We start from the raw sequence: 25876 nt of genomic DNA on the forward strand, positions 1-25876 counted from the left end.
TTTCTAAAAATACGATTTTAAACAGCGTTTTAAATTGAAAATAAGGATGTGAAGCAAAAATGAAAACTAGAATTTTTCTATTAATGGCATTAATACCGAGTTTGGCTGTTGCAGAGGCGGAAAAGAAAAGTGATGTGCACGTCAATTTTACAGACCTCGCATTATGGTCCAAAAATAGCAGTAAAGGTGAGTTTTTTAACTCTGCAAATTTAACATTAAATAGCAACTTATTCTTTGAAGATGTGAATCTAAAGATCCCAGGTAAAGTCACGTTAACCTATAACCTTTTTGGTTTGGATAATGACAGCCAATTAAATAGTAGTGAGAACTGGCAAGGTGGTGTAGGAAGTTACTTACCGGGTGCTCTTGCAATGAATGATATTGCAGATTTTCAGTTATCAAATTTAACTTGGGACAGCTCTTGGGCAGACAACAAACTCTACACTTCTATTGGTCGTCTAAACGCACGACGATATTTTTACTACAACATTTGTAGTTTAGGAGCCCTTTGCCTTGATCCCGTTAAAACGGCAACTGGTTCATTACCAATGCCATATGGTTATTGGGGAGGGTATTTCAAATATAACCTGACGGACGATTTTTATATTCATGCTGGTGCATTTGAAGTTAACAGTAATGATTTTGTTGAAGAAAAAAATGGCCTTGATTTTTCATTAAACCATGGCAATGGTGAAAACTATATTTATTCTGCCGGCTATAATTTGCCAGAAAAACGTGGTAAAGCCGAACTAACTTATTCTGAAAATAAATCGGATAATCGCAATGCTTTGACTGGTCAAACTTATACACAAATTAATAGTTATAACGCTCGTTTTAACTATAAATTTGATCCAGAACAACGGTATGAAGTAGCGGGAACATACTCGTATATTGATCAAGAAAATTGGGTGTATAAGTCATATTGGGAATTAGGACTAAACTGTAAAGATTGTCTATTGGGGCAAAAGCTTGGATTACGTAGTGGCCAAAGTACCTTAAATGACGATTTCTATTCATATACTCAAACCTTAAATGGTAACCAACATAAAACAACTACATTTGTTTCTATAGATACCGAATTTGCCTATGAGCGTGTTTCGGTTGCGCCATTCGTGCAGTTCATTTGGAACCCAGACAATTATTATAAAAGTCAAGGCGATTCTTTCGATGAAAACTTAATTGTGGGCGCATTATTTAAAGCAAAACTTTACTGATTTTGGAGTTAATCTAATGTTGAATAAAGATACATTACGATCTACATTTATTGATAATAAGTGGCTTCTTGGTTCATCACGACAAGTGATTGAAAACATTAATCCATACAATAATAAAATTATTAGCAGCATTCAGGCCGCCAATATGAATGATGTTGATGCTGCATATGCCAGCGCACAAAGTGCATTTGTAATATGGTCAGAAAGTCAACCTGAAATACGTTCAGCCTTTATTTTAAATATAAAAGAAGTGATTGAGCGTCGTCGTGAAGAAATCATTGATTTGCTTATTCAAGAGACAGGTAGTACACGTTTAAAAGCCAATATTGAAGTTGATGCTGCGCTGAGCATGGTTGCGGCGGCATCTGATTACCCATATCGAGTTAAAGATAGCGTATTGACAAGTCCTGTTGATGGTCAAAAAAGTCATGTATATCGTAAACCTTTGGGTGTAATTGGGGTTATTAGTCCATGGAATTTCCCCTTTCATTTGAGTTTACGTTCAGTGATTCCTGCTATTGCTGTCGGCAATACAGTCGTAGTTAAGCCTTCTTCTGACTCACCAATTACAGGTGGGTTATTATTGGCTGATATTTTCCAAGAAGCTGGGGCTATACCAGGAATACTAAACGTAGTCGTAGGTACAGGTAAAGAAATTGGTGATTATTTTGTACAACATAACGTACCTCGGTTTATTTCATTTACTGGTTCAACAGCTGTAGGTAAACGTGTAGGACAATTAGCTATATCTGCACCATTGTTAAAACGCGTCGCTCTAGAACTTGGTGGTAATGCACCATTAGTTGTTCTAGATGATGCTGATCTAGATTTAGCAGCAAGTATTGCTGCTTTTGGTCGGTTCTTACATCAAGGCCAAATTTGTATGAGTACTAACCGCGTGATTGTTGATGCAAAAGTTCATGATGCTTTCGTCAACAAATTAATTAATAAAGTTAAAACTATCCCATACGGTGATCCTGATGAGACTACAACAATTGTAGGACCAATAATCAATAAAAACCAAATCAAAAATATTAAACAATTGATTGAACAGGGCATAGCACAGGGTGCTGAGTTAGTATTAGGCGGTGAGATTAAAAATAATGTAATACCACCACATGTTTTTATTAACGTAGATCCTGAGTCAGCATTGGCTAAAGAAGAAAGTTTTGGACCTGTGTTGCCGATTATTAAAGCTAATGATGAAGCACATGCCTTAGTATTGGCAAATAACTCTGAATATGGATTATCAAGTTCAGTTTGTACCCAAAATCTAGAAAGAGGTAAAGATTTCGCTTTAAAACTTGATGTGGGTATGACACATATCAATGATATTACTATTGAAGACCAACCAGGAGCACCATTTGGTGGGGAAAAAAACTCAGGTCTTGGACGTTTTAATGATCAATGGATCATCGATGAGTTTACTCGTACTCACTGGATAACATGTCAGACAGAATCTAAGACTTATCTAGTTTAACCAATTAACTTATAGGGAAATAATATGCTTAATGAACTATCTTATAGAGAGATTTATGCAGCAGTTACTGAATGTAAGGGTGCTGATTTTAAAATACAAAAACTAAAAATTCGTGAACCAATTGGTGATGAGGTATTAGTAAAAATAGTCGCAACTGGAATGTGTCATACAGATTTAATCGTTCGTGATCAATATTATCCTGTCCCATTACCAGCAGTATTAGGACATGAAGGTGCGGGAATTATTGAAGCTATTGGCCCACAAGTAAAAAGTCTAAGTGTTGGAGATCATGTCGTCTTGAGTTATGGTTACTGTGGATCTTGTACCCATTGTTTATCTGGTAATCTAACATATTGTGAAGAAGCATTTGTACGTAACTTTGGTGGTAAAGATCAAAATGGTTGTAATGCTATTTGTACCCACGATCATGTTGGAGTCAATGATCATTTCTTCTCACAGTCATCATTTGCAACTTATGCAATTAGTCGTGAAAATAATGCTGTAAAAGTGTGTAAGGATGTTCCTCTTGAAATATTAGGTCCTCTAGGTTGTGGAATACAAACGGGTGCCGGAACAGTGATTAATGCTTTAAATGTTAGACCTGGAAGCAGCTTTTTGACTTGGGGGGCTGGTGCGGTAGGCTTAAGTGCCGTACTAGCGGCGAAGGTATGTGGTGCAACAACAATCATAGCTGTTGATATTGTTGAGTCTCGTCTAGCTTTAGCTAAGGAAATGGGAGCAACCCATGTAGTCAACAGTAAGGAACAAAATCCTATTGAAGTCATTAAGCAGATTACTAATGGTGGTGTAAATTTTGCCTTAGAAAGTACAGGCCGTCCAGAAGTTATAAGCAACGGTGTTGAAGCTTTAGGAACCTTGGGTAAGATAGCTGTTGTGGGAGCTCCACGGTTAGGCGTAAAAGCAGAATTCGATGTAAATAATTTATTGTTAAATGGTAAGACCATTATGGGAGTTATTGAAGGTAACTGTAATTCAAAATGGTTTATTCCACAATTAGTTGAACTTTATAAGCAGGGCCGTTTCCCCTTTGATAAGCTAATTAAATTTTATAGCCTAGATGATATTAATCAAGCAGCATTAGATAGTGAAAGGGGTATTACTTTAAAACCAGTAATTAGAATAGCCTAACTAATATTATTAATATTTTTTAATAGCTATTCACATTTTTTAACCCTATTAATTATAAAAAATTAAATGTAGCGCTTACTGGTAGGAATAATCAATTAGTAATCAAGATAGTTTAATTCCAGAGCCCTACATTTAGCTTATTTTATAAAGGGTTTAATATTGCTAATAGAACTTCCTAACACCGAATGTTAGCTACGTTTTAATGGTTTAAAAACCAATTATCAAAATTTTGATGATTGGCTTGACTAAAATTTTAGCGAGTAATCCTATGATCATCCCAATAACACGGCACTACAATCAAATTGTTTTCATGTAACCGTGACCATAATCGGACACCTAAATCTTGCTGCATATTCTGTAATGTGAGATTAGAAATCAGCAGTGTGGATTTCATGTTGTCATAACGGCTATATAAGACCTTATGCACCATCTCCATGCGTTTTTCGTGCCGGTCATGCAGGCCATATTCATCAATCACCAATAAATCAAAACTGGAGAAATGGTCGATGACTTCTTTCTCAGAGCGTGAAGCATCTGACCAGGTATCCATCATTTTTTGAGCAATTTCTGCACTGGTATAGTAGCGTGCAGATTTTGTACTGTTATGCAGAATGTTGCGAATAATTGATGCACTCAGATGGGTTTTACCTGTACCCGGTGTACCAATCATCAACATGTTCGGGTTGTGGTCAGAAATAATCTGCTGTGCAAAGGCCTGACATAGCTTGATGGTATTGTCTTGTGCAGGGCATGCAACTACATAATTCTTGAAGCCACGATCCAGATAGCGTTTATTGAGCCCTGAATTTTTAATTTTCTGTTGTAGCAATCGCTGTTGCAGCTCATCTGCATAGGCTGCATGTGAGTGATGGACGGTTTCTTTTGCACACAATTTACAGAGTCTGTGACCGGCAATTTCTATCAGGGGTGTATGATGGGTAGGACAAAACGTTTCCGTTGCTTCAGCGTGAATCTGGAGCGTTTTAAGCATAGTATTCATGGTCGTTCTCCTAAATCCATTTTGAATTTTCTAAAAAATTCTCATTTTTTTCTTCAAAATTTGAAGATGAAGATGAAGATGAAGATGAAGATGAAGATGAAGATGAAGATGAAGATGAAGATGAAGATGAAGGGCATTGCTTGAGCTTGGTCGGAGCAATGCTCGGGGTATCCTCAGAGGATGCTTGAGCATTTTTTTGCACTTGCTTGTTAGATGCTTGAGCATTACTTGCGGATTTATTCCAGCGTGCTTGCGCTGCATTTTTAGCTTTATCAGATTTCATCTGCTGATTTTGTAAAGCCTGGCTTTTTAAACTGGTTAAAAAATTTGAATGAATCTGTTCAGATTCGATTTCAAACAATTCCAATGACATCAGCGTATTCAACAAAGTTTTAGCCTTGGTCTGCTGCGGTAATTTCGTGATGCTGCAGACCGTCGCTAGATCATGAGGAATAGCACCATTTTTCCAGAAATCCATCATTAACAGCAGTGCTGCACCAATTTGTTCTGCAGTCATTCGTGCGAATTTTGCCTGCAAGTCGCCAATATAGAGTGGCATCCAAATTGAAATATCTTTATGCATATTTTCACCTTTTTATGGGTATAAAGGGGCTAAGGTCATCGATTGGATGACCTTCTATATTTGTTTTATTAGTGAGCGAGACTCATTAACCGGAGACGGGCCTGTTGGGCCAGGTCATCGTAATGGGCTTGCCCTTCATCCAGCATTCGCTGTAGCCAGAGTCTCAATGCTTGGTGATCATCGAAGCATTTATTGATTTCCAGCAAAAAGGCCAGATTGTGCAGTTTGGGAATGTGTAACTCATGAATGAGTTCACGCGCGACCATATCTGCTTCTGGGCTAACGACTACACCGCCAAAGAAAGCTTTACTGTTCATGGGCAAGCTCCTCTGTATTTAGTTTCTCCAGCATGGCTTCAAAAGCACTGCCATCGCGACGCGTAACATTGGGAATGTAACGGCTATAGACCCGGAACAGCATTTCAGTGGTTGAATGTCCCAGCTGGCGTGCGATCCATTCCGGATTCTCACCTGCCGACAGCCAGAGCGTTGCAGCGGTATGACGTGTTTGATAAGCACGACGAGGCTTTAGCCCTAAAAAGCGTAGCAGGGGATGCCAGACACGCTTGTTTACCAGGCGATAATCGAGAGGCCCACCATCACGATTGCAGAAAACAAAACTGGATTTACTATTATTTAAGCTTTTCTGTTGCAGAAAGGCCTGATAAACTCGATCACTCATTTGGATGGTACGGTCAGAACCATAAGTTTTGGTTCCACCCAGAACACCATTCACTAACGCTTCTCTGATATGGATTTCACGACGTTGTAAGTCGATATTTTTCCATTGAAGACCATCGATTTCACTGGTACGCATACCTGTGAAAAAGCGAATGGTGTAATAAGGTTTAAAATCTTCACGTACTGTAGTAAGAATTTTATGTACCTCTTCCAGAGAAAAAGGTGTGACTTCGATCTTACTTTCCTTCAGATTGTTTATATTTTTATACGGCGACTCAAAATCATATCGTTCTGCCGCATCATTCAGTATCATACGTAAAGGCGTCATGATTTGATTAATCCTGGATGCTTTCAGACTTGTTTGATCTTTTCCGTGAGTCACTTTGGCGAGGGAAGCACGGAAGTTCAGCAAGTCTGACTTCTTAATTTTTGAGAGAACCTGATTACCAAAAGCAGGGATCAAATAGTTTTTGATTACAATTGAAACCTTTTGTTGATATGAAGTCCTCCATTCAATTTGTTTCTGTTTAAACCACAATTCAGTAAACTCTTTAAAAAGAGGAACCTTGGTTTGTACAGCGATTTGCTGACTTCTTTTTTCCTTAAACTCCTCAACACGGTTACTTTTTGGAAAGTACTTTTCGTATTCAAAAGTTCCCAAAGTAATTTCAGCTTCAAGCTGTTCGAGACGTTTTTTCAAAATGCGTCGGTTATAAGCATTGTCTTCAAGATTGGTTGTCTCTCTACAACGAATGCCCATGTAGCGAAAGTCGGCAATCAGTTTGCCACTTCGTTCCCGGATGGTAGCCATCAGTTAAACCTCCTAAGCCTTATTGCAAGGCATCCATGCTTAAACCGGTGAATTTAAGCATTTCAGTTTCAATGCGTTCCCAAACAAAAAGAATTTTTCGACCACCAAAAGGACGAATGTAGTGAACACCTTCAATAAAGACACTGTCCTTCAGCTGGTTGCGAATGGTACGAGCGTCGTACTGGATTTTTTCAGCCAGTTGCTGGGCTGTGAGATAGGTATATGACATAATAAAGCCTCATATTTTTTACTAGGTAACTAGGAAAAATTATTCCTAAGACATAAATTATCATATTTTTATGTTGTTGCAAGTACTTTTTATTATTTAACTAGGAAATTTTATGATTATTTCAAACTTGGCAGTTTTATTAGCAGAAAGGAAACTTAAGGTTGCTGATTTGGTGAGAAGTACTGGAATTAATAAATCTACTTTACATAAACTTTATAATGATGAATCTGTACGGATTGATTTTGAGACCATTGATAAAATTTGTATTGCATTAGATGTGGAAGTGGGCGATTTATTGATTTTTAAGAAAATTGATAATAATCAAAATGATAATAGCTAGTTTGGTCACAAATGGTCACATCAAAAAGTGAGATGGTCACAAATCCTTGATCATTTGGTAAAAAATACCTTGTTTGGAAGAGAACAGGGTGATTTTTTGCCTTCAAAAAAGCTCTGAAAGTGGTGACCGATTGAGGACATTTAAGGTCAATTGAGACCATTTTTATTGTCGTGGGCACGCTATGGTCACATCTTGGTCACAAAATACAAATTACATTAAGAATTTTTTTTATTGAATCGAATAACAAAGGAAGAAGAGTTTAAAAAACTATAATAAAATCAATAAGAAAAAAGCCCCCATCTTTCGATGAGGGCTTTTTGAATCTGGAGCGGGAAAGGAGACTCGAACTCCCGACCCCAACCTTGGCAAGGTTATGCTCTACCAACTGAGCTATTCCCGCAGAGTCTATCCAATTTTTTAAATAAAAAACCGAATGAAAAAATTTTGAGCGGGAAAGGAGACTCGAACTCCCGACCCCAACCTTGGCAAGGTTATGCTCTACCAACTGAGCTATTCCCGCATGCCACGTATAATACAGTAAAGCCTTTTTCGGTCAATAGAATTATGCAAAAGCTTGTGTTGTTTGCATAAAATAAAATCAATTTTCGCGAATTTATGCTGTTTTTTTCAGCGCGAGCGGTTTTTTTCATCTGTGCGCTGGCGCAACGCCACTAGAGAAGCATGTATACTCAAATGATAAATTCGGATTTTTGGAGTCAGGTCTTGAACTTGGAGCAACAATTGATTGAGCGTTTACAGCAATTAACGCCAAGTCATTTAGAGGTGGTGAACGAATCTGCTGGGCATGGCGGTTATTTCCCAGGGAAAGAGTCACACTTTAAAGCAATCATTGTGAGTGAAGCCTTTACTGGGCTACGTTTAGTTCAGCGTCACCAAAAAGTATATGGTGTGGCAGGGGATTTATTGGGTGCAGGTAAAATTCATGCTTTAGCCATTCATGCTTTTTTGCCTGAAGAATGGGCAGGACAAGCTACACCGAGCCCAGAATGTGCTCATGCACCTAAAGTGGAATAAGTCACGATGGATACACACTTACTGATTAAGATTGTACACATGACTGGTGCAACTTTGGCATGCTTGGCGGTTTTAGTTCGTGCATTTACGCTATTCCAAGGGGTACAAGGCAATCAGCCGAACCCTGTCGCGCGTAAGCTATTTGTTGCCTTGCAGCATGGTGCCATGACCCTTATTGCATTGACTGGTATTGTTTTGTTATGGATGAAAAACTTTGATGTACAACCTTGGTTTTATGCCAAAGTGGTGCTGTTTTTAGTTTTACTGTCTTCTTTGGGCAAAGCTTACCGCAAGGGGGATGAAATTTTATTGGTACAACGCCGAGCAGGTCTATTTTTGGCAGTGCTATCTTTAGTTTCGATTATTGGTCTAGTGATTTTAAAACCAAACTTTGGTTAATTGTCTAACATGATTGGGCAAGCCAAAAAGGGTCTTGGTTAAACTAAGACCCATCTAAATACATCAATAATAAAATTTGAGGGGAACAACATGCGGACGCGTGTGGTATTTAATCAAAAGGGTGGGGTTGGTAAATCCAGTATTACCGTAAATTTGGCGGCCATTAGTGCACATCAAGGCTTTAAAACGTTAGTCATCGACTTAGACCCGCAAGCGAATTCGAGCCAGTATTTATTGGGTGATGATGCTACTTATTCGGCAGATAAACCTGCACTTGAGCCACATATTGAAAATTATTTTGAGGACGTTTTAGGCGCACCACAAAGTAAAGGTCTTTTGGGTAATGCGATTGGTTCATTACTAAAAAATCGTTCTAAAGGCCTAGATGGCTATGTCCATCAATCACCCTTTAAGAATTTAGATGTGATTCCAGCCAGCCCAAGTTTGGGCGCATTGGCGCATGTATTAGAATCTAAACATAAGATTTATAAGCTACGTGATGCATTGCAACAATTAAATGGGCAATATGATCGAGTATTTATTGATACGCCACCTGCGTTTAACTTTTTTACGTTATCGGCACTTATTGCAGCAGATCGCGTATTAATTCCTTTCGATTGCGATGTGTTTTCTAAACGCGCTTTGCAGACCTTAATTGAAAATGTGATTGAAACCCAAGACGACCATAATGACCGTTTAGAGATTGAAGGCATTGTGGTGAATCAGTTCCAAGCACAAGCAAAACTTCCGCGCGAAGTGGTACAACAGTTAAAAGATGAAGGCTTACCTGTTTTAGAGAACATGTTGCCACCGTCGATTATTATGAAAGAATCACATCATAAAAATCAGCCATTAATTCATTTGGCTGCAGAACATAAATTGACGCAAGCCTATCAATTATTGTTCAATGAAATTGAAAAGAAGTAGCTTGAGAACACAATGAAAGCAATCTATGTCAGCCTTTTGGCTACAAGTACAATGCTGTTAGGTGCCTGTGCAACGACGGTAAAACCAACTTATGTTTCGCCTACGCAATACCAGTCGCTGAGTTGCTATCAATTGCAAAGTGAATACAACCGAATTCAGCAACATTTAAATGATGGTGTACAGCCAGCAAAACGCACAGGTATGGGCGTGGGTGTTGGTTTAGGTGGTGGCTGGGGAAGTCGCGGTGGTTGGGGGGTTGCACCGAGTGTATCGGTGAATATGGGACAATCATCAAATACTAAAAATACTGAGATTGCGCGCTTAAAAGGGGAGCAAGAAGCAGTATTGCAAGCAGCCAATTTTAAAGGCTGTGCGATGGTTCCACGTACAGCAACACCTGCAAAATAATGATTTGAACTAATGCTTGGCCTGTAGTTGAATATGGGCTGAGCATAATAAAAATGTAATAAAATTTGTCCTTTTCAATCGGCTATCTTGGCTAAGATATTGTCATCTATAATTAAAATAGAATAAGTTTTTAATTTTAAAATATTCATATAAATCAATGTATTTTTTATTTTTCCTAGGGTGTTTTTGATAACGCATATTAATTTGAGAATGCGTATTAAATTTATTGTTACGCTGGCTGAATCTATTTTTTTGATCTGATGCGTACTTGTTTTTTGTCAATCTTGGCAGATAATGGCGATCGATTTTTATTGAATTTTCTAGGTTTTATGATTGAAAGTTGGCTTTTTGTATTGGCTGTAATTGCGGTTCTGATGACACCCGGGCCGACGAATGCCTTACTTGCAAGCTCAGCACATCAGCAGGGTGTTGCTAAAACCAGTCTGTTCATTCCCGCTCAGTTTTTTGGTTATTTTTATGCCATTAACCTTTGGGCTTTGCTCATACATTTGAGTTCGCCTACGTGGCCTCATTTAATTCTAATTTTGCATTTTTTTAGTGTGGGTTATGTATTTTGGTTGGCCTTTCATTTATGGACGGCCAAACATCTACAACAACATAATGCACGTTTTAATGGCATCCGACCGCATCAATTATTTTTTTCGACTTTAAAAAATCCGAAGGCCTTGCTTTTTGCTGCGGGTATTTTTCCACTCAATACTTGGGACAATCCGACCAGCTTTATTTTAGTGTTTACAGTATTTAGTCTTGTGCTTTGTCCTGTCGCGATGTTTTGGATGGCCTTCGGTCGTGCCATTTTGGCGGGAAATTTAAAGCAAATAAAAGCCGATCTTTTATACAAAGGATCGGCCATGCTATTGGTGTTATGTATGTGCCCTGTGATTATGCGGTTTTTTGCGGCATAAGGACCAAATGTTTAGGTTGTAGGACCTGCTTTTTTTAGCTTTTGACGAATGAAGCCAATAATGCCGGGTAAAACACTAATAATGATGATCCCGAAAATAAGATGGGTAAAGTTGTCTTTCACAATTGGCATATTGCCAAATAAATAGCCCAATAAAATAAATGAACCTGTCCAGCAGAACGCACCAATCACGTTATAAGTCAGGAAAAACTTATAATTCATGTTGCCTGCACCCGCTACAAAGGGTGCAAAGGTGCGTGCAAAAGGAATGAAACGCGCAAAAATAATGGTTTTTCCGCCGTGTTTGGCAAAGAATTTTTGTGTTGCAATCAAATGCTGTTTATTAATAAAACGTGATTCAATTTCAAATACACGTGGGCCAATATATTTACCAATGTGGTAATTCAGTGTATCGCCCAAGACAGCAGCAATAAATAATAAGATAAATAATACCCAAGGATTCATGGCACCTGTGGATGCTGCCAATGCACCTGCAGCAAATAACAGACTATCGCCGGGTAAAAAAGGCATAACCACAAGGCCTGTTTCTACAAAAATAATCAGGAAGAGAATGCCGTAAATCCAGCCCCCATAATTGCGGACAAATTCGAGCAGATGTGCATCAACATGCAATATAAAATCAATAAGTTCCATGAATAAAAAACGCGCAAAAATGTAGTCTGATGCTATCAGCCCCATCTATGAAAGTCAGTATTAAAAGCACACTAATTTACAGAAAATGCATTCTATTTATGCAACGATGGGTATTAAAAATACATATTTATCAGTTTAAAGCAACAAAATAAGATAAGCCCATCAACCGAACAGAATTTAAAAAGGCTAAAACTCATGTTTAATCCAAATACAGCAGTCAAGCAGATTAGCGAACATCCAGCAGCAAACAATATTGTGAGCGTGATTACGCGAATATTGCTGGCCTATATTTTTATTGTTGCAGGCTGGGGCAAACTATCTGCTTATGCTGCGACAGCAGGCTATATGGAATCTATGGGCGTACCGGGTGCTTTATTACCTCTAACCATTTTGGTTGAGCTCGGTGGCGGTTTAGCGCTTCTTTTTGGCTTTCAAGCGCGTTTGGCTGCATTAGGCTTGGCGGTATTTAGTTTGATCACTGCCTTCATTTTTCATAGTGGTGCAGAAGATGGCATTAATTTTATGAAAAACTTAGCAATGTCTGGTGGTCTACTGTTCCTGATGTTACATGGCGCGGGTAAAGTAAGTATTGATCAGTTGCTTGAAAAAAAATAAGTCATTAATACAGTTAACATAAAGCGGTTTTCAGTCAGGCTGAAAACCGCTTTATTTTTGCCTATAAACGTTACAAAAACTCACTCAATTTACGTCTATTTTTTGTTTAGATATTAGGTGAAAACATTGCATAACAGGTATGAAAATGAATAAAAAAATCGCACTCATGCTGTTTGCTGGTGCTATGAGTTTAAGTAGTCAGCTTTGGGCTGGAGATGATCTCGCTATTATTCAGGCAGCCAGTGATCGCCATGTGCAAGTTGCTGATATTCAAGGGTTGAAAGATGGTACGGCAATAACTTTGACTGGTACTTTAATCAAGCATTTGAATCAGGAACATTATGAATTTAATGACGGAACTGGACTGATTCTGTTAGAAATCGATCATGATATTTGGAAAGCTTCTGGCATTCAGGTAGGAGATAAGGTCCGTGCAGTTGGGGAAGTAGATACACATCGCTATAAGCCCACCGATGTCGAAGTGGTAAAAATTGAAAAACTGACACAGTAAGTGAGTCTATTGCATAGCCTATATCGGTCAGCAGACATCATTGAGCAGCTTCAATGATGTCTGCATTCAGGATGCTGATTTATGATTTAAAAAAACTAATAAAAATCAATATTTATTGTACTGTCCGAATAGTGTGCGCAAAGTGCGGAAAAATGCTAGAATAGCGCGCTTATCTCGTTTGCCTTTCATAGTTGTTTGTCATGACTACCAATACTCAAATCACTGAAGATCGTATCCTCATATTGGATTTCGGCTCTCAATATAGTCAGTTAATTGCACGTCGCGTACGTGAAGCTGGCGTATATTCTGAAATGTATGCTTTTGATATGTCTGAAGAAGACATTCGTGCTTTTAATCCAAACGGTATCATCTTATCAGGTGGTCCAGAAAGCGTTTATGTTGACGGTAGCCCACGCGCGCCAGAAGTTGTATTTAACTTAGGCGTTCCAGTTTTGGGTATTTGCTACGGTCTACAAACCATGTCACAACAACTTGGCGGTAAAGTAGAGCCAGGTGATGTACATGAATTTGGTTATGCAGAAGTTGATATTCAAGTTCGTGACAAATTGATTGGTGATCTTCAAGATTCTGCAGACAAGCTAAAAGTTTGGATGAGTCATGGCGATAAAGTGACTGCCATTCCTGAAGGCTTCAAAGTCACTGCAAGCACACCAAGTTGCCCATTTGCCATGGTGTCTGACGAAGCACGTCGTTTCTACGGTATTCAATTCCACCCAGAAGTAACACACACTGCTAAAGGTGCTGAATTACTATCGAACTTTGTTCACGGTATTTGTGGTTGCCGTAACTTGTGGAACTCAGAAAACATTATTGATTTACGTGTTGAACAACTTCGCGCGCAAATTGGTGATCAAAAAGTATTATTAGGTCTTTCAGGTGGCGTGGATTCATCTGTTGTAGCTGCGTTACTTCATAAAGCAATTGGCGATCAATTGACTTGCGTATTTGTAGATAACGGTTTACTTCGTTTGAACGAAGGCGAGCAAGTGATGGACATGTTTGCGAAAAACATGGGTATCCGTGTGATTCGTGCCGATGCTGAAGATCGTTTCTTATCTGCGCTTGCAGGTGAAGTTGATCCTGAGAAAAAACGTAAAATTATTGGCCGTGAATTTATTGAAGTATTTGCTGAAGAAGCACGTAAGCTGGACGGCGTAAACTTCCTTGCGCAAGGTACGATTTACCCTGACGTAATTGAATCTGCTGCCACTAAAAATGGTAAAGCGCACGTAATTAAATCGCACCACAACGTGGGTGGTTTACCAGAAGATTTAGCATTTGAATTGGTTGAGCCAATCCGTGATTTGTTTAAAGACGAAGTTCGCCGTTTAGGTACAACTTTAGGTCTTCCTTACGAAATGCTTTATCGTCACCCATTCCCAGGTCCAGGTTTAGGTGTTCGTATTTTGGGTGAAGTGAAAAAAGAATATGCTGACATCCTTCGTTTAGCAGATGACATTTTCATGCAAGAACTTCGTGCAAGTGGCTGGTATGATAAAACTGCACAAGCATTCGCTGTATTCCAACCTGTTAAATCTGTTGGTGTAGTGGGTGATGGCCGTCGTTATGCATGGGTAATTGCACTTCGCGCAGTTGAAACTGTTGACTTTATGACAGCCCGTTTCGCGCACCTTCCATACGACCTAGTAGATAAAATTTCTACTCGTATCATGAACGAAATTGCTGAAGTTTCTCGTGTTGTTTATGACGTATCGTCTAAGCCACCTGCGACTATCGAGTGGGAATAATTTTCTAAAGAAAATTATTTAGAAAAGGACGCTTAGGCGTCCTTTTTTATGCGACTGCTATTTGAGGAGAGTTCAATGGATCATTAGCTATATCTATATTAATGCTCTCTAATAAAGCCGTATATTGTTGTGTATCTTCCTTTACCTTTTGAATAATTGCTTTAGCGACTCGATGCATTTCAGGCACATCCATTAGTGACATTCCTCTTTCTAGAACTCCTGCACAATGTGAGTATTCGTTATTTACTCGACCAATGAATAATCTATAAATTTCATCATTCCAAAAGTTTTTTAGTCTCTCATCATCTTCCCTAAAATAGGTTGGAAATTTATAAAAAGAATAAATTTCAATAAATTTTCGTGCATTATTACTAAAATTGTAGAAGAAAGAGTGGTTGTGGTCACTTAGTAGATTTGTACTTGCGCACGTATGAATTTGGTTAAAAAGATAGTTAAATTCAGTGGCATATTCGCTAAGGTAATTAGGCATTTTAGAAATCATTGAGTGATTTTCAAATCTTTGAATTAAAAATTTGGCTATCTTTAAATTAGGTGTTACACCATTATTATTGAAGCTATTATTTAATCTCTTTAAATATTTTAAGAAATCTAAATTATGTGTGGAAATGAATAATTGTGAAAATTTCTTTAAACCACAAATTTTTTCATTGATTAAGCTGTAAATAAAGAAAATATGATTACTATCTAAACTACAAATAGGATCATCTATCCAAATGATTGGTTTTTTATCTTGATCTAAATCATCTTGGATTTTTGCTAAAAAATAGCAGAATGAAATGAGACTGCATTCACCCTCACTTAAATTGTGAGCTTTGGTTTTATTTCCATTTCTAAGTCGCTGGATTTCAAATTTTATGGATTGACCATTTATATTCGCAGTTTCAATTGGCTCAAGACTTAAATACTGATGACCGAAATCATGCTGTAAGATTTCATTGATTCGCTTGCAAGCCTCACCCTCGGATTTTAATTTAGCTTCTTCAGTCTTAATTTCTGACAAGATTATATCTTTTCGATCTGTAAGATTTTTAAGTTCATTTTTTAATGGCTCAATCGTTTGAAAAGCTTGTTCGATATCTGAGGTTAATTGATAGTGGTTAATAGATTGTAAGAAGTCATAAACGTGATCCAAGCGTAATGCATTTTTTGCTTGGATTTGTTCAGCCTTTAAATCACTATTGAATTGAATACACTCACTTCTAATATCAGAAACTTGCTCAAGAATAGTTGTAATTTCTAGAGAATAATCTTGTGGGTTTATAGACTCTAATTCTATGAAAGGGTTCTTCTTTTTCTGCTCGAGTATTACTTTTAATTGTTTAAGTGATGCTTTTTGCTGACTAAATACAGAGTCTAGATTGGATTTTAATGCTGAGAGCTTAGAGTGATAATGTGGATAATAGGGGGTAATATCTAAAGTGAATTTGAATATTTCATTCTCTAAATCATTATCTAAAAGTTGAATGCCTTTTGATATTCTACTTTGAAGCAATTGAAATTCTTGATTGAAATGTTGTTTAAGATTTTCTGCTCTTTCATCTGAAATTTTGTTACTACAAAATGCACAAGTATCCCGATCATGGTGGAGCTGATGTCCCGTTTGTACCCATGAGTTTAGTGTAGGGTTATTTGTTAATTCTTCAATTTTTCCACTAAGATTAACAACGGTTTTTAAAGTTTCATTTGTTGCCTGAACAAGTGAAGAGAAGTTTAAGGTGTATTTGGGGATGTTAGGTGGCGAGGGTAATTCAGTTTGTTTTACTAATGCTCGTTTTTCTTCTTTTTGATGGTCAGTTAAAACTTGATAATTAGATTTTTGGACTTCAGAAATATCTGCTTCTAAATTTCGCTTATCGTAGCGAATATTACCAAAATTTTCATGCTGATTTTTTATTGAATCAGAGCTACGAGTTGCTTTATCTGAAAGTAATTTATCTAAATTACGTTTCTTAGAATCATGATTCTCACATGCATCATTTACATCCTTATCTTTATTTTGGATGAAAAGGTAGATACCAGATTTACTGCTTGCTTCATTTGATCCTAATTCAGCTTCTAACACCCGAATACGATCTAAAATTTGTTGATTTTCACCACCTAAAGTAACTAAAAAAGATTCGATATCATCATCTTCATTATGAATGAATTTTAGGTTTTCTTTGACGAAGTCAGAGTTATAAACATGGATTGGATGATTAAAATTTTGAAGGCTAATGTGGGTTATTTCACGATTATCAGCAAGCTTAATTTTGAAATCAGGACTATCATACTTATCAGGAATTTTTTTTGTTTCAAGGCTTCTAATTATTTTAGATAGGCTTGTCTTACCTGAATAATTTCGTCCATAAAAAATATTGATATCTTTAAAGTCATAAGTTTGATTGTTTCCAAGACTTAAATTGTCGTCCCATTTGAAATCTTTAAAAATGGAAAAATTTTTAATTTCTGAAATTTTTTGTATTTTCATTAAGCTTCCCCTAAAAACTATAAATCTTTTAATAATTGTTTATTTTATAAACTATTTAAAGTGATCTTTGAATTAAATAGTGAAGTTAGGCGTCCTTTTTTGCATTTAGAAAATCTTCAAAGGCACCATAAGGTGCTTTATTGATTTTATATTGGCTATTGCTGCATTTAGTAATACGTACCGCATCACAATCTGCACGAATTAAATCCTCACGCGTTGCAACATGACCTTCAGGTAGTTGTAATAAATCACGAAGTAACCATTTGGCCAAAGCGTCATTATCCTTGGTTTGCAATGCCTTACGGTTTTGTTGACACGCGCTTGCCGAAAATGAATTGTCATCAGGAGTGATCAGCTCAAAATGAATGCCTTGAGCAGGAAAGAAGTCAGGAAGCTGGGCATGAATCCATGAGGGAATTGGAATATAAACTTCCCCTAAAGAGCGTTGTCGACCACCAGCATTCCACGCATTAATTCCACTTTGTACCGCTACTTCACGATCTGCATTTCGCGTAGAGTACAGTGGCACAATGATTTCGTTATCTGCTAAGAAAAACTCGTCGCTTAAGTTTAGGGTCGTAGTTGGGCTTGGCAGTGTAATTGAAATATTTTCAAGTTTAAGTAAATCACTTAAAGGATTTTCTAGAATCTTAATAGGCAGGCTGATTGCATTTGTTGGAATATCAAAACTTCGAAACAGGGTACTTTTAGAGCGATTGAAACTATATTGATGTTGTCCATCGTGAAAGCTTATACCACCTTTGGTTGAGCACACGTTTTTAATATGAGCAATATCTATGGCCGTATAGTCGGTATGTACTAAGCGTAAACAATTTTGAGTACGCACAACCAAATGATAAATGGCTTCGTTGGTACCATAAAGGTCATTGGCCTGTTCAATTCTTAAATTACGTAAGCGTGCTAATTCATGTGCTAACTCAACAGGTGACAAACCATTGAGTAAGGATGCATCTTTATTAAATTCAGCAATTTTCTCTGTTTTATTTTGTCTATCGCAGATGAATGTCTTAATTCCAATAGCAATTTTTTGCCCTGCATTATTTGTCCATAAGGCATCATAAGCGGAATCATCTCTTGCCAAATTTTGAGCCTGAAAAAAATCACAAAATAAATTTTCTGCGACCCGATAATGTAAAAAAGGAGTGTCATTATCAGAGAAGAGTCTGGATAAACTCGCTACCGTTTGCAGAGCTTGATGGTAAGGTTGAAACTCTAGTAGCTCATCCATTTGCATCTTTTATTCCTGTTATCAAGTCACAATTTGCTCAGCCATGCTTTCAATTTTAGGCATCTAACTTAGTTGATCACTTGTAGATATAACCTGTTATCTGAGCAGGACAGTGTGTAAGTATAAAATATCAAAGTGGTGATGGATTTTCATTAGATTTGAAATTTAAGACACTGATAAGGTTAGAATATATAAGATGATATTAATGCTTTTTAAAGCAAAGACAGTCCAGACTTATGGTTTTTTAAGGCCTTAATTCGCTGTATCGCTTCAGGGTTAGGAAAGCTACTGGTTTGATCCGGTTTTTCTGACATAGAAACATCATAACGAACAATACAATTTCGACCACTCGCTTTGGCTTGATACAGCGCAATATCAGCTTGCTTAACCAGTTCATCTAGGTTTTGCTCAGGTGAGCTCAGTTCAGCAACGCCAACAGAAACCGTAAATTTAAGTTTTACATCGGGTTTTAAATATAACTGTGCTTGAGAGATGCTGAGCCGAATTCGCTCTGCAATCATTAAACAGTCGTCAATTTGGGTTTCGGGAATCAATGCAATAAATTCCTCACCACCAAAACGCGCTAAAATATCATGATGGCGCATTTCTTTACGCGCCGTATTAGCAATAATTTGTAGTACTTGGTCACCAATATCATGGCCATGCTGATCATTGATTTTTTTAAAATGATCGACATCAAACATAAGTAGGCACGTACCTGCTGGCGTTGGCCACTCATGAATTTTATGCTCTGCGGCATAAACAAATTGGCGACGATTATACAGTTGGGTCAGTTCATCCGTGTGTGCAAGATCGTTTAAATTATTCAGATACCATTCGTCTAATAAGGTTCTTAAAAAAGTACGGCGACCATTGAGTGTATTGTTCCAGCTAATATAAAGACTAAAGAGGAAAATAGGGCCTAGGGTGAGTGCAAAAATAATAGCCTGTGGTGCAGACATCAACATGAGTGCACCAAAGCCTGCAATCACGCAAATGAAAATAGAACAATAAATAGCGGGCTTAAAACTGACTTGAATACATATATTGGCAATCAGTACAAAAATAACCGAGGTATATAAATAATTGTCGCTCCACGGACTATTCGATTGAAGCAACATATAGACCCACAGTGCAGTACTAATGACAGTGCCAATGGGAAGTACCATATCTGCAATTTGAATATTTTTACGTACACGGATTAAGTAAAAGCATGCACTCATGACAAAGAAAGTCAGTCCTAATCGAAAACCCGCGGAATAGAATTGCATATCCGCAATAACCAGCATATCTGCAAAGTAATACAGTAAGAATACCAGCTGGGCAATGTAATTGGCTTGAATCAGGAAATGGCGTTGTTGGTAATATTGATAATCTAAATATGCACGGCGAAAGCAGTCTGGAATAGGCGCGTGTTTATCCCTCAACGCCATCTCAATGACATTGCGGTGTTCAGCATTACGTTCCTCTGGTTTGAGTAAATGTAATGTTGCTGGATAAGGCTGAGAAACCTCATTTCGCACGGGCCTGGCTTTTGCCACCATATAATTATTCCTGCGTGGGGCAAGATCAATTTATTATTACTAAAAATACTGGCTAAAAGGTATCCCTAGAAATAGGGAATTTATGTGTTATTTATAACAAGTTATGGATAAATATTAAGCTAAAAAACTAAAAAAATCAGTATTGAATATGACCGTTAGTCTGAAGTAAGGACGCATTCAAGCATGCTTTATGGCCATGTGCAGAGGCTAAGTGAACTGTGTTGAAATGATGGTATTTAAGGGCGCTATCGCTTCTTCACAAAAATAGGATTGTCCTATTTATAAAATTCAGCATATTAATGGAACTGTAGCTGATAGATTCAGAAGTCATTAATATAGGATACATCAACCATCGCTTGAACCTGAATGGGTAAGTTTTAGGATAGAACTATGAGCAATAGCAACTATGATGAAATTTCACACTCCGATGATTGTGAAAAATATGTAAATCAATTCATTCAAAATTTCGAACTACGTAGTGCTGAAATTGGACAAGGCACCATCATTAAGCGTGCATTGCCAAGTCGCCATAAACGTATGATTGGAGCGTGGTGTTTCTTAGATCATGCTGGCCCAGTGGTATTTCCACAAGGTGATGGCTTAGATGTTGGCCCACATCCGCACATTGGTTTGCAGACCTTCACGTGGATGATTGAAGGCACCATGATGCATACTGATAGCCTAGGAACGAAGCAACTGATTCGTCCGCGTCAGGTAAATTTGATGACAGCAGGCTATGGTATTTCACATACAGAAGTCGCTCCTGATACGGAAACACACATGCATGCGGCGCAGTTGTGGATTGCTTTGCCTGATGAAAAAATCAATATGGCACCACAATTTGACCACTATCCGGAACTACCTGTTGTACATCAAGATGGTGTTGCCATTACAGTATTGGTGGGTGAGTATTTAAAGACTAAGTCACCTGTCGTTGTACATACGGAGCTATTGGGTGTCGACTTAGAAGCCAGAGATAACACCCGTACGCGTTTGCCTTTAAATCCAAAATTTGAATATGGCTTTATGGCATTGGAAGGCACAGCACATATTAATGGTCATGAATTAACAGCAGACAACATGGTGGTGCTTGAGCCAGGTTTAGAACACGTTGATATTGAAATTCATGCCAACAGCCGTGTGTTGTTATTGGGTGGCGAGCCATTTGAATCGCCAATTTTATTGTGGTGGAACTTTGTAGGCCGTACTCAAGAAGAGCTCAGCATTGCACGTGAACAATGGGTAAATGCCGATACGCGTTTTGGCACAATTCCTGACTATGAAGGCCCACGCTTAGAAGCACCTGTCTTCCCAGATAAAATGCGTGCATCAAAATAATTAACTGCATAGAGGTTTAGCTGAAGGGTTAAACCTTTTGCTTTATACAAATAAAACAACTGGAGAATAACGATGGGATTAGTTGCAAGTGCAACAGTACAGACTCTGACTGCACCATGGGCAGGTCAAATCACAAGTTCTAAACACACTTTACTCACAGATAAGCCATTGTCTTTTGGTGGTGGCGATACCGGCTTGGCGCCGTATGATTTTATTTGTAGTGGCCTTGTTTCATGCACGATGATTACCTTACGCATGTACGCACAGCATAAGGGACTTGAGCTGGGAGAATTTACGGTTGAAGCTGAATTTCATGCCAATAAAGAGGGCAAGGAATGGATTGAACGTAAATTGCATTTTCAAACGCCATTGAGTGAAGAACTACAGCAAAAAGTTTTGGCAATCTGTAGCAAAACCCCTGTAACCAAAACTTTATTGCGTAGTGTCGAGATTAATACGGTATTGCATTAATCATATTATGCAGACAGCAAAAATTGGTATGTTGAGCTCAATGAGAGCGAAGTGCCAATTTTTACTGTGCTTATAACAATAAAAAATTAAGTCGGAGTGAGTGACATGTTGACCTTACATCATTTAGAGAAATCGCGTTCATTTCGGATTTTGTGGGCTTTGGAAGAGTTGAATCTAGACTATCAATTAAAATATTACCCAAGGCAGGCCGACTATTCAGGTTCTCCTGAATTAAAAAAAATACATCCTTTGGGAAAAGCGCCCGTGCTTGAGCAAGATGGAGTGGTGATCGCAGAATCTGCTGTGATTTTAGAGCATTTGCAAGAGCATTTTGACACAGCCTCAAATTTTAAACCGACCGAACTCAGTGCCAAACAACAGTATCGCTATTGGATGCACTATGCAGAAGGTTCACTCATGCCTTTGCTGGTGATGACTTTGGTGATGGAAAAAATGCCAACGCATGTGCCTTGGCCGATTCGACCGATTGCCAAAAAAATTGGGGAAGGGGTTAAAACAGGTTTTGTGGGCGCACGTCTACCCGCACATATTGAGTTTATTGAACAACACTTAGCACAACATGATTATTTTGCGCATGACTTTAGTTTTGCTGATATTCAAATGAGCTTTCCATTGATTGCTTTACAAGAGCGTACAGGGCGGAGCTATCCAAAGATTCAAGCCTATGTTGAACGTTTAAAACAGCGCCCTGCTTATCAGCGTGCACTGCAAAAAGAACGCGCTTTAGAGCAATCAGGCAAGCTTTAAATATACAGGTTTATAAATAAAAAAACGGGCGATCTGCCCGTTTTTGCTGTTGATGTATTACGGCCTTAGGCCAATGCCGAAAGATTAAGTCACGTGATAAAGACGTTCTTTCGGAAACACGACTTTAAAGATTGAACCTTGGTTTTCTTTGGACTCAATTTCGAGATAAGCCTGATGTTGCATCAGAACGTGTTTTACAATGGCTAAACCTAATCCAGTGCCTCCAGTTTGACGGCTACGTGCGCTATCTACCCGATAAAAACGCTCTGTCAAACGAGGTAAATGTTTAGGGTCAATCCCAATTCCCGTGTCTTCCACCGTAAAATAGCCATGTTCGCCATCATCATGCCAGCCCATAGTGACCGTACCGCCTTTAGGGGTGTATTTAATGGCATTGGTGACGAGATTGCTAAAGGCACTGGCCAGCTCACTGTCAGAACCAATCAAATCGCAGTGGCTATCAATATCTAAATTAAGGGTATGGCCATAATCGACGTTATACGCATGTGCATCGTCATAAAGTTGGCTCATTAAACTTGGCATTTCGATAATCTGATTTTTAGCAATTTTCTTTTCGTTTTCTAAGCGAGATAATAGCAATAAATCGTTGACCAGAGCATTCATACGGCGTGTTTGTGCCTGCATTAAATCTAAAGCCCGTTTCCAACGCGGGTTTAAATCTTCTTGGTCATTAAAGGTTTCTATATAGCCACTAAGCACAGTGAGTGGTGTGCGTAGTTCATGAGAAATATTGTCGACAAAGTCTTTACGCATCTGTTCAAGATTGTGCATACGGGTCACGTCATAGGCCACCAGTAAACGACTTTCTCCACCAAAACGGGTGAGTTTGACTTGTACATAATGATCTTCCAGCACAGAAGATTTCATTTTTAAACCATCGGGTGCTAAGTCTAGATGATTAAAATATTCAATAAAGCTTGGCTGGCGTAAAATCGTCAAAATGTTGCGACCGCGGTCAAGCCCTTGAATGCCTAACAGCTTTTCGGCCGCTGGATTCCACCATTCAATTTGGTGCATTTCATCAATTAAGACCACGGCTTCTGCCAAGGCGACTAAAGATGATTGCGCACGATCAATTAACCCGACCATTTCGGCTTGTACAATGCGTTCTTGGCGCTGTGCGCGATAGACATTAAATAGCAATGCACCCCAAATTCCGTGCAAGTTGGGTGGCACATCGTATGGGCGGTTTGAAATCCAGTCATTGACTAAATATAAAGACCGCATTTGTTGCGCAAAAAACAGTGCAAATGCCAGTGAAATACAAATCCAAAAATATCCGATGCCAAAGCCAATTAAGGCTGCAATCAGCAGAAAAAATGCCAGCAAGCGCATGTCTTGCTTGGCAAATGTCCAGAGGCTACTGTAGCGAAACTTTTTGTGTTCTTGAGCCAGCTCTGGGACCGGGTAGGGTTCGTACATATATTTAAATTAACCTAAAACAGCATCCGCACGCGTAGAAAAACGATAGCCCGTGCCACGGACAGTTTGTACAAAACGATCTGCATTGTACGGTTCAAGTACTTTACGTAAACGGCGAATATGAACATCAATGGTGCGGTCTTCAATATACACATTTCCGCCCCAAACTTGGTCTAAAAGTTGGGCACGTGTATAGGCACGTTCTGGATGAGTCATGAAGAATGCCAATAAACGGTATTCAGTTGGACCCATTTCTAAAATATTATTGCCAAAACTTACACGCTGACTCATTGGGTCTAAGATTAATCCATTGGCATCAATGGTTTTTTCGCCCCCTAAGGCATTCGAGCGACGCAGTACGGCTTTAATGCGCGAGACCAATTCACGTGTTGAAAACGGTTTGGTCATATAGTCATCTGCACCTGCATCGAGACCTTGGACCTTATGGTCTTCTTCGCTACGTGCAGTCAGCATAATGACAGGAATTTCAGAGAGGTTTTCATCTCTTTTTAAACGTCGACATAAGTCAACACCGCTGACACCGCCAGGCATCATCCAGTCTAAAAGAATGAGTGCAGGACGTTGGTCAACAATCATCTGATGCGCTTGACGGGCATCTTCAGCTTGTTGACATTGAAAACCTGCCATATCCAAAGAGGTATGGATCATTTCCCGAATTGGGAGTTCATCATCAACAATTAAAATGTAGTCATCTTTCACAGCGCAATACCCTATTTCATGTGTGTTAACGGCTGACCGTCTTATATTTATGACAGGCTTATTACAAAGATTAATTATGACAGTATCATTGCAGAAAAGCCTAAAATGCTGGGTTTTGCAAAAAATTGTGACAATTTTCTGTACAATTTTGCCAGATTTCATTCGATGTCAGGGCAGTCTGCTTGGATGGTCAGTAGATTACAAATACGCTATGAATATTTTAAATATCAATGGATTCAGTAGAATTCTCCTGAATTTCAACCGAAAAAGTATTAAGCAAAGATAAAAATACAATGCTGCAAGATGATAAAACTTCTTCCATAGATTGTTTAAAGCCACTCATCACCCAACGAATAGCAATTTGTGTGACATAACCATTTAAACCAGAAGCCACTAAGGAAATTTCATCCTCTGATATTTTAATATGGGGCATGCTTGCCATGACAAAAGCTTGAATCATGCGGTCAAAGCGCGACATGGTTTCATGAATAGTGGCTTGGTTATGAAGCTCTTGGACTAACATGGCATCAATATAAATAATACGTGCCATACGGGGGTTATTTTTCAGTGTGGTTAACAGTGCGGTCAGTCCAGCTTCAATCATCTTTTTGGGGTCAGCAGAGGCCTGAACAATCGCTTGCATAACGTTTTGTTGTAACTGATCAATTAATTGTAAAAAAATGGTTTGAAATAGATTTTCACTTTTTTTAAATGATTCGTAAAAATAGCGCTCTGTCAGCTTAGCTTCATTACAAATATCTTTTACGGTGACTGAAAAAAAGCCGTGTGTGCCGTAGGCTTCAAGTCCAGCTTCTATGAGTTTTTCACGACGCTGTTGCTTACGCTCAGATAGCGAAAGGCCTTTAAATTGGCGTTCTTTGGCCTTATTTACCGTTGGTGTTGCTACCTGCTTTTCTGTTTCAGTCATCGGCCACATGCGCCCGTTTTCAATCTATTCTGTTGCTATCTTAACAACAAATTGGCATTTGACCTATGGTCAGGTGTTTACAATCTGAATGTCTGTACAGTCCCAATATGATATTGACAATAGAAATTGTCAAAACTATATTGGATTTAAATTGGTACAGATCAGGCCATCAGGCCCATTATGTTATTCGTATGCGCA

General features: G+C 38.4%; 27 protein-coding genes and 2 tRNA genes. 15 read left to right on the plus strand and 14 right to left on the minus strand.

Annotated elements, in window-relative coordinates:
• Positions 1 to 59 precede the first annotated feature (59 nt).
• The 3 genes from D9K81_RS08985 to D9K81_RS08995 are packed head-to-tail and all read left to right on the plus strand — an operon-like array spanning position 60 to position 3843.
• Positions 60 to 1214 carry a carbohydrate porin gene (locus tag D9K81_RS08985; RefSeq protein WP_235831038.1) on the plus strand — a complete coding sequence of 385 codons (1155 nt, stop codon included), beginning with the start codon at positions 60 to 62 and terminating at the stop codon, positions 1212 to 1214.
• A 16-nt stretch (positions 1215 to 1230) separates the two neighbouring features.
• On the plus strand, positions 1231 to 2694 hold the full coding sequence (locus tag D9K81_RS08990; RefSeq protein WP_121523235.1) for an aldehyde dehydrogenase family protein: 1464 nt from the start codon (positions 1231 to 1233) through the stop codon (positions 2692 to 2694).
• Between the two features lie 24 nt (positions 2695 to 2718).
• The gene (locus tag D9K81_RS08995) at positions 2719 to 3843 is read left to right on the plus strand and encodes an NAD(P)-dependent alcohol dehydrogenase (RefSeq protein ID WP_121523237.1); all 1125 of its coding nucleotides are present in this window, start codon (positions 2719 to 2721) and stop codon (positions 3841 to 3843) included.
• Between the two features lie 253 nt (positions 3844 to 4096).
• On the opposite strand, the gene D9K81_RS09000 is transcribed toward D9K81_RS08995, so the two are convergent.
• From D9K81_RS09000 to D9K81_RS09020, 5 genes are all read right to left on the minus strand, one after another.
• Positions 4097 to 4843, minus strand: a complete 747-nt coding sequence (locus D9K81_RS09000) for an ATP-binding protein (protein WP_121523239.1) — start codon at positions 4841 to 4843, stop codon at positions 4097 to 4099.
• 10 nt (positions 4844 to 4853) lie between these two features.
• Entirely contained in the window at positions 4854 to 5426 is a 573-nt protein-coding gene (locus D9K81_RS09005; protein WP_121523241.1) for a DUF1376 domain-containing protein, read from the minus strand.
• Between the two features lie 68 nt (positions 5427 to 5494).
• Complete coding sequence (locus D9K81_RS09010; RefSeq protein ID WP_004895356.1) at positions 5495 to 5743, minus strand: hypothetical protein; 249 nt, start codon at positions 5741 to 5743, stop codon at positions 5495 to 5497.
• Positions 5733 to 6917: a site-specific integrase gene (locus D9K81_RS09015; RefSeq protein ID WP_121523243.1), complete on the minus strand. Its 1185-nt coding sequence runs from the start codon at positions 6915 to 6917 to the stop codon at positions 5733 to 5735. The genes D9K81_RS09010 and D9K81_RS09015 overlap by 11 nt, the downstream gene beginning before the upstream one ends.
• Positions 6918 to 6936: 19 nt before the next feature.
• The gene (locus tag D9K81_RS09020; RefSeq protein WP_000122748.1) at positions 6937 to 7146 is read right to left on the minus strand and encodes a hypothetical protein; all 210 of its coding nucleotides are present in this window, start codon (positions 7144 to 7146) and stop codon (positions 6937 to 6939) included.
• 112 nt (positions 7147 to 7258) lie between these two features.
• Between D9K81_RS09020 and D9K81_RS09025 the strand changes: the two genes are divergently transcribed.
• Entirely contained in the window at positions 7259 to 7486 is a 228-nt protein-coding gene (locus D9K81_RS09025) for a helix-turn-helix domain-containing protein (RefSeq protein WP_005094613.1), read from the plus strand.
• Between the two features lie 324 nt (positions 7487 to 7810).
• Here the strand turns inward: D9K81_RS09025 and D9K81_RS09030 are convergent.
• Both D9K81_RS09030 and D9K81_RS09035 read right to left on the minus strand, forming a co-directional pair.
• Positions 7811 to 7886: transfer RNA gene (locus tag D9K81_RS09030), tRNA-Gly, on the minus strand.
• Between the two features lie 47 nt (positions 7887 to 7933).
• Positions 7934 to 8006, minus strand: a tRNA-Gly gene (locus D9K81_RS09035).
• 203 nt (positions 8007 to 8209) lie between these two features.
• Here D9K81_RS09035 and D9K81_RS09040 point away from each other — a divergent pair.
• The 5 genes from D9K81_RS09040 to D9K81_RS09060 all read left to right on the plus strand — a co-directional run bounded on the left by D9K81_RS09040 (position 8210) and on the right by D9K81_RS09060 (position 11181).
• Complete coding sequence (locus tag D9K81_RS09040) at positions 8210 to 8521, plus strand: BolA family protein (RefSeq protein ID WP_120375485.1); 312 nt, start codon at positions 8210 to 8212, stop codon at positions 8519 to 8521.
• Between the two features lie 6 nt (positions 8522 to 8527).
• On the plus strand, positions 8528 to 8920 hold the full coding sequence (locus D9K81_RS09045) for a SirB2 family protein (RefSeq protein ID WP_120375414.1): 393 nt from the start codon (positions 8528 to 8530) through the stop codon (positions 8918 to 8920).
• Between the two features lie 90 nt (positions 8921 to 9010).
• The gene (locus D9K81_RS09050) at positions 9011 to 9847 is read left to right on the plus strand and encodes a ParA family protein (protein WP_120375413.1); all 837 of its coding nucleotides are present in this window, start codon (positions 9011 to 9013) and stop codon (positions 9845 to 9847) included.
• Between the two features lie 12 nt (positions 9848 to 9859).
• The gene (locus D9K81_RS09055) at positions 9860 to 10255 is read left to right on the plus strand and encodes a hypothetical protein (RefSeq protein WP_120375412.1); all 396 of its coding nucleotides are present in this window, start codon (positions 9860 to 9862) and stop codon (positions 10253 to 10255) included.
• Positions 10256 to 10584: 329 nt separating this feature from the next.
• Positions 10585 to 11181, plus strand: coding sequence for a LysE family translocator (locus D9K81_RS09060; protein ID WP_120375484.1), 597 nt, complete (start codon positions 10585 to 10587; stop codon positions 11179 to 11181).
• 11 nt (positions 11182 to 11192) lie between these two features.
• Here the strand turns inward: D9K81_RS09060 and D9K81_RS09065 are convergent, their stop codons facing one another.
• The gene (locus tag D9K81_RS09065) at positions 11193 to 11834 is read right to left on the minus strand and encodes a DedA family protein (protein ID WP_120375483.1); all 642 of its coding nucleotides are present in this window, start codon (positions 11832 to 11834) and stop codon (positions 11193 to 11195) included.
• Positions 11835 to 12029: 195 nt separating this feature from the next.
• Between D9K81_RS09065 and D9K81_RS09070 the strand changes: the two genes are divergently transcribed.
• The 3 genes from D9K81_RS09070 to guaA all read left to right on the plus strand — a co-directional run bounded on the left by D9K81_RS09070 (position 12030) and on the right by guaA (position 14729).
• A complete protein-coding gene (locus tag D9K81_RS09070) occupies positions 12030 to 12449 on the plus strand; it encodes a DoxX family protein (RefSeq protein WP_120375411.1) in 420 nt (139 codons plus the stop codon).
• Between the two features lie 145 nt (positions 12450 to 12594).
• The gene (locus D9K81_RS09075; RefSeq protein ID WP_227602065.1) at positions 12595 to 12960 is read left to right on the plus strand and encodes a NirD/YgiW/YdeI family stress tolerance protein; all 366 of its coding nucleotides are present in this window, start codon (positions 12595 to 12597) and stop codon (positions 12958 to 12960) included.
• 200 nt (positions 12961 to 13160) lie between these two features.
• Positions 13161 to 14729: a glutamine-hydrolyzing GMP synthase gene (guaA, locus tag D9K81_RS09080; protein WP_120375706.1), complete on the plus strand. Its 1569-nt coding sequence runs from the start codon at positions 13161 to 13163 to the stop codon at positions 14727 to 14729.
• Positions 14730 to 14775: 46 nt separating this feature from the next.
• Here guaA and D9K81_RS09085 read toward each other — a convergent pair whose 3' ends face one another.
• From D9K81_RS09085 to D9K81_RS09095, 3 genes are all read right to left on the minus strand, one after another.
• Entirely contained in the window at positions 14776 to 17217 is a 2442-nt protein-coding gene (locus D9K81_RS09085; RefSeq protein ID WP_120375707.1) for an AAA family ATPase, read from the minus strand.
• A gap of 85 nt (positions 17218 to 17302) precedes the next feature.
• A complete protein-coding gene (locus D9K81_RS09090; protein ID WP_228199853.1) occupies positions 17303 to 18472 on the minus strand; it encodes a phospholipase D-like domain-containing protein in 1170 nt (389 codons plus the stop codon).
• Between the two features lie 206 nt (positions 18473 to 18678).
• Complete coding sequence (locus D9K81_RS09095) at positions 18679 to 20010, minus strand: GGDEF domain-containing protein (RefSeq protein WP_120375708.1); 1332 nt, start codon at positions 20008 to 20010, stop codon at positions 18679 to 18681.
• Between the two features lie 390 nt (positions 20011 to 20400).
• On the opposite strand from D9K81_RS09095, the gene D9K81_RS09100 reads away from it, so the two are divergent.
• From D9K81_RS09100 to D9K81_RS09110, 3 genes are all read left to right on the plus strand, one after another.
• Positions 20401 to 21348: a pirin family protein gene (locus tag D9K81_RS09100; protein ID WP_120375709.1), complete on the plus strand. Its 948-nt coding sequence runs from the start codon at positions 20401 to 20403 to the stop codon at positions 21346 to 21348.
• Positions 21349 to 21420: 72 nt separating this feature from the next.
• Positions 21421 to 21819: an OsmC family protein gene (locus D9K81_RS09105; protein WP_120375710.1), complete on the plus strand. Its 399-nt coding sequence runs from the start codon at positions 21421 to 21423 to the stop codon at positions 21817 to 21819.
• Between the two features lie 105 nt (positions 21820 to 21924).
• Complete coding sequence (locus D9K81_RS09110) at positions 21925 to 22587, plus strand: glutathione S-transferase family protein (RefSeq protein WP_120375711.1); 663 nt, start codon at positions 21925 to 21927, stop codon at positions 22585 to 22587.
• Between the two features lie 84 nt (positions 22588 to 22671).
• On the opposite strand, the gene phoR is transcribed toward D9K81_RS09110, so the two are convergent.
• The 3 genes from phoR to D9K81_RS09125 all read right to left on the minus strand — a co-directional run bounded on the left by phoR (position 22672) and on the right by D9K81_RS09125 (position 25678).
• Entirely contained in the window at positions 22672 to 24030 is a 1359-nt protein-coding gene (gene phoR, locus D9K81_RS09115; protein WP_120375712.1) for a phosphate regulon sensor histidine kinase PhoR, read from the minus strand.
• Between the two features lie 9 nt (positions 24031 to 24039).
• On the minus strand, positions 24040 to 24750 hold the full coding sequence (gene phoB / locus D9K81_RS09120; protein ID WP_120375713.1) for a phosphate regulon transcriptional regulator PhoB: 711 nt from the start codon (positions 24748 to 24750) through the stop codon (positions 24040 to 24042).
• Positions 24751 to 24970: 220 nt separating this feature from the next.
• The gene (locus D9K81_RS09125; protein WP_120375762.1) at positions 24971 to 25678 is read right to left on the minus strand and encodes a TetR/AcrR family transcriptional regulator; all 708 of its coding nucleotides are present in this window, start codon (positions 25676 to 25678) and stop codon (positions 24971 to 24973) included.
• Positions 25679 to 25876 lie beyond the last annotated feature (198 nt).

It is taken from the genome of Acinetobacter chengduensis (assembly GCF_003664645.1).
Taxonomy (GTDB): domain Bacteria; phylum Pseudomonadota; class Gammaproteobacteria; order Pseudomonadales; family Moraxellaceae; genus Acinetobacter; species Acinetobacter chengduensis.

Bases quoted from the DNA above. Each gene is read 5' to 3' on its own strand.
- D9K81_RS08985 (WP_235831038.1), top strand. From the start codon at position 60: ATGAAAACTAGAATTTTTCTATTAATGGCATTAATACCGAGTTTGGCT.
- D9K81_RS08990 (WP_121523235.1), top strand. From the start codon at position 1,231: ATGTTGAATAAAGATACATTACGATCTACATTTATTGATAATAAGTGG.
- D9K81_RS08995 (WP_121523237.1), top strand. From the start codon at position 2,719: ATGCTTAATGAACTATCTTATAGAGAGATTTATGCAGCAGTTACTGAA.
- D9K81_RS09000 (WP_121523239.1), bottom strand. From the start codon at position 4,843: ATGAATACTATGCTTAAAACGCTCCAGATTCACGCTGAAGCAACGGAA.
- D9K81_RS09005 (WP_121523241.1), bottom strand. From the start codon at position 5,426: ATGCATAAAGATATTTCAATTTGGATGCCACTCTATATTGGCGACTTG.
- D9K81_RS09010 (WP_004895356.1), bottom strand. From the start codon at position 5,743: ATGAACAGTAAAGCTTTCTTTGGCGGTGTAGTCGTTAGCCCAGAAGCA.
- D9K81_RS09015 (WP_121523243.1), bottom strand. From the start codon at position 6,917: ATGGCTACCATCCGGGAACGAAGTGGCAAACTGATTGCCGACTTTCGC.
- D9K81_RS09020 (WP_000122748.1), bottom strand. From the start codon at position 7,146: ATGTCATATACCTATCTCACAGCCCAGCAACTGGCTGAAAAAATCCAG.
- D9K81_RS09025 (WP_005094613.1), top strand. From the start codon at position 7,259: ATGATTATTTCAAACTTGGCAGTTTTATTAGCAGAAAGGAAACTTAAG.
- D9K81_RS09045 (WP_120375414.1), top strand. From the start codon at position 8,528: ATGGATACACACTTACTGATTAAGATTGTACACATGACTGGTGCAACT.
- D9K81_RS09050 (WP_120375413.1), top strand. From the start codon at position 9,011: ATGCGGACGCGTGTGGTATTTAATCAAAAGGGTGGGGTTGGTAAATCC.
- D9K81_RS09055 (WP_120375412.1), top strand. From the start codon at position 9,860: ATGAAAGCAATCTATGTCAGCCTTTTGGCTACAAGTACAATGCTGTTA.
- D9K81_RS09060 (WP_120375484.1), top strand. From the start codon at position 10,585: ATGATTGAAAGTTGGCTTTTTGTATTGGCTGTAATTGCGGTTCTGATG.
- D9K81_RS09065 (WP_120375483.1), bottom strand. From the start codon at position 11,834: ATGGAACTTATTGATTTTATATTGCATGTTGATGCACATCTGCTCGAA.
- D9K81_RS09070 (WP_120375411.1), top strand. From the start codon at position 12,030: ATGTTTAATCCAAATACAGCAGTCAAGCAGATTAGCGAACATCCAGCA.
- D9K81_RS09075 (WP_227602065.1), top strand. From the start codon at position 12,595: ATGAATAAAAAAATCGCACTCATGCTGTTTGCTGGTGCTATGAGTTTA.
- guaA (WP_120375706.1), top strand. From the start codon at position 13,161: ATGACTACCAATACTCAAATCACTGAAGATCGTATCCTCATATTGGAT.
- D9K81_RS09085 (WP_120375707.1), bottom strand. From the start codon at position 17,217: ATGAAAATACAAAAAATTTCAGAAATTAAAAATTTTTCCATTTTTAAA.
- D9K81_RS09090 (WP_228199853.1), bottom strand. From the start codon at position 18,472: ATGCAAATGGATGAGCTACTAGAGTTTCAACCTTACCATCAAGCTCTG.
- D9K81_RS09095 (WP_120375708.1), bottom strand. From the start codon at position 20,010: ATGGTGGCAAAAGCCAGGCCCGTGCGAAATGAGGTTTCTCAGCCTTAT.
- D9K81_RS09100 (WP_120375709.1), top strand. From the start codon at position 20,401: ATGAGCAATAGCAACTATGATGAAATTTCACACTCCGATGATTGTGAA.
- D9K81_RS09105 (WP_120375710.1), top strand. From the start codon at position 21,421: ATGGGATTAGTTGCAAGTGCAACAGTACAGACTCTGACTGCACCATGG.
- D9K81_RS09110 (WP_120375711.1), top strand. From the start codon at position 21,925: ATGTTGACCTTACATCATTTAGAGAAATCGCGTTCATTTCGGATTTTG.
- phoR (WP_120375712.1), bottom strand. From the start codon at position 24,030: ATGTACGAACCCTACCCGGTCCCAGAGCTGGCTCAAGAACACAAAAAG.
- D9K81_RS09125 (WP_120375762.1), bottom strand. From the start codon at position 25,678: ATGACTGAAACAGAAAAGCAGGTAGCAACACCAACGGTAAATAAGGCC.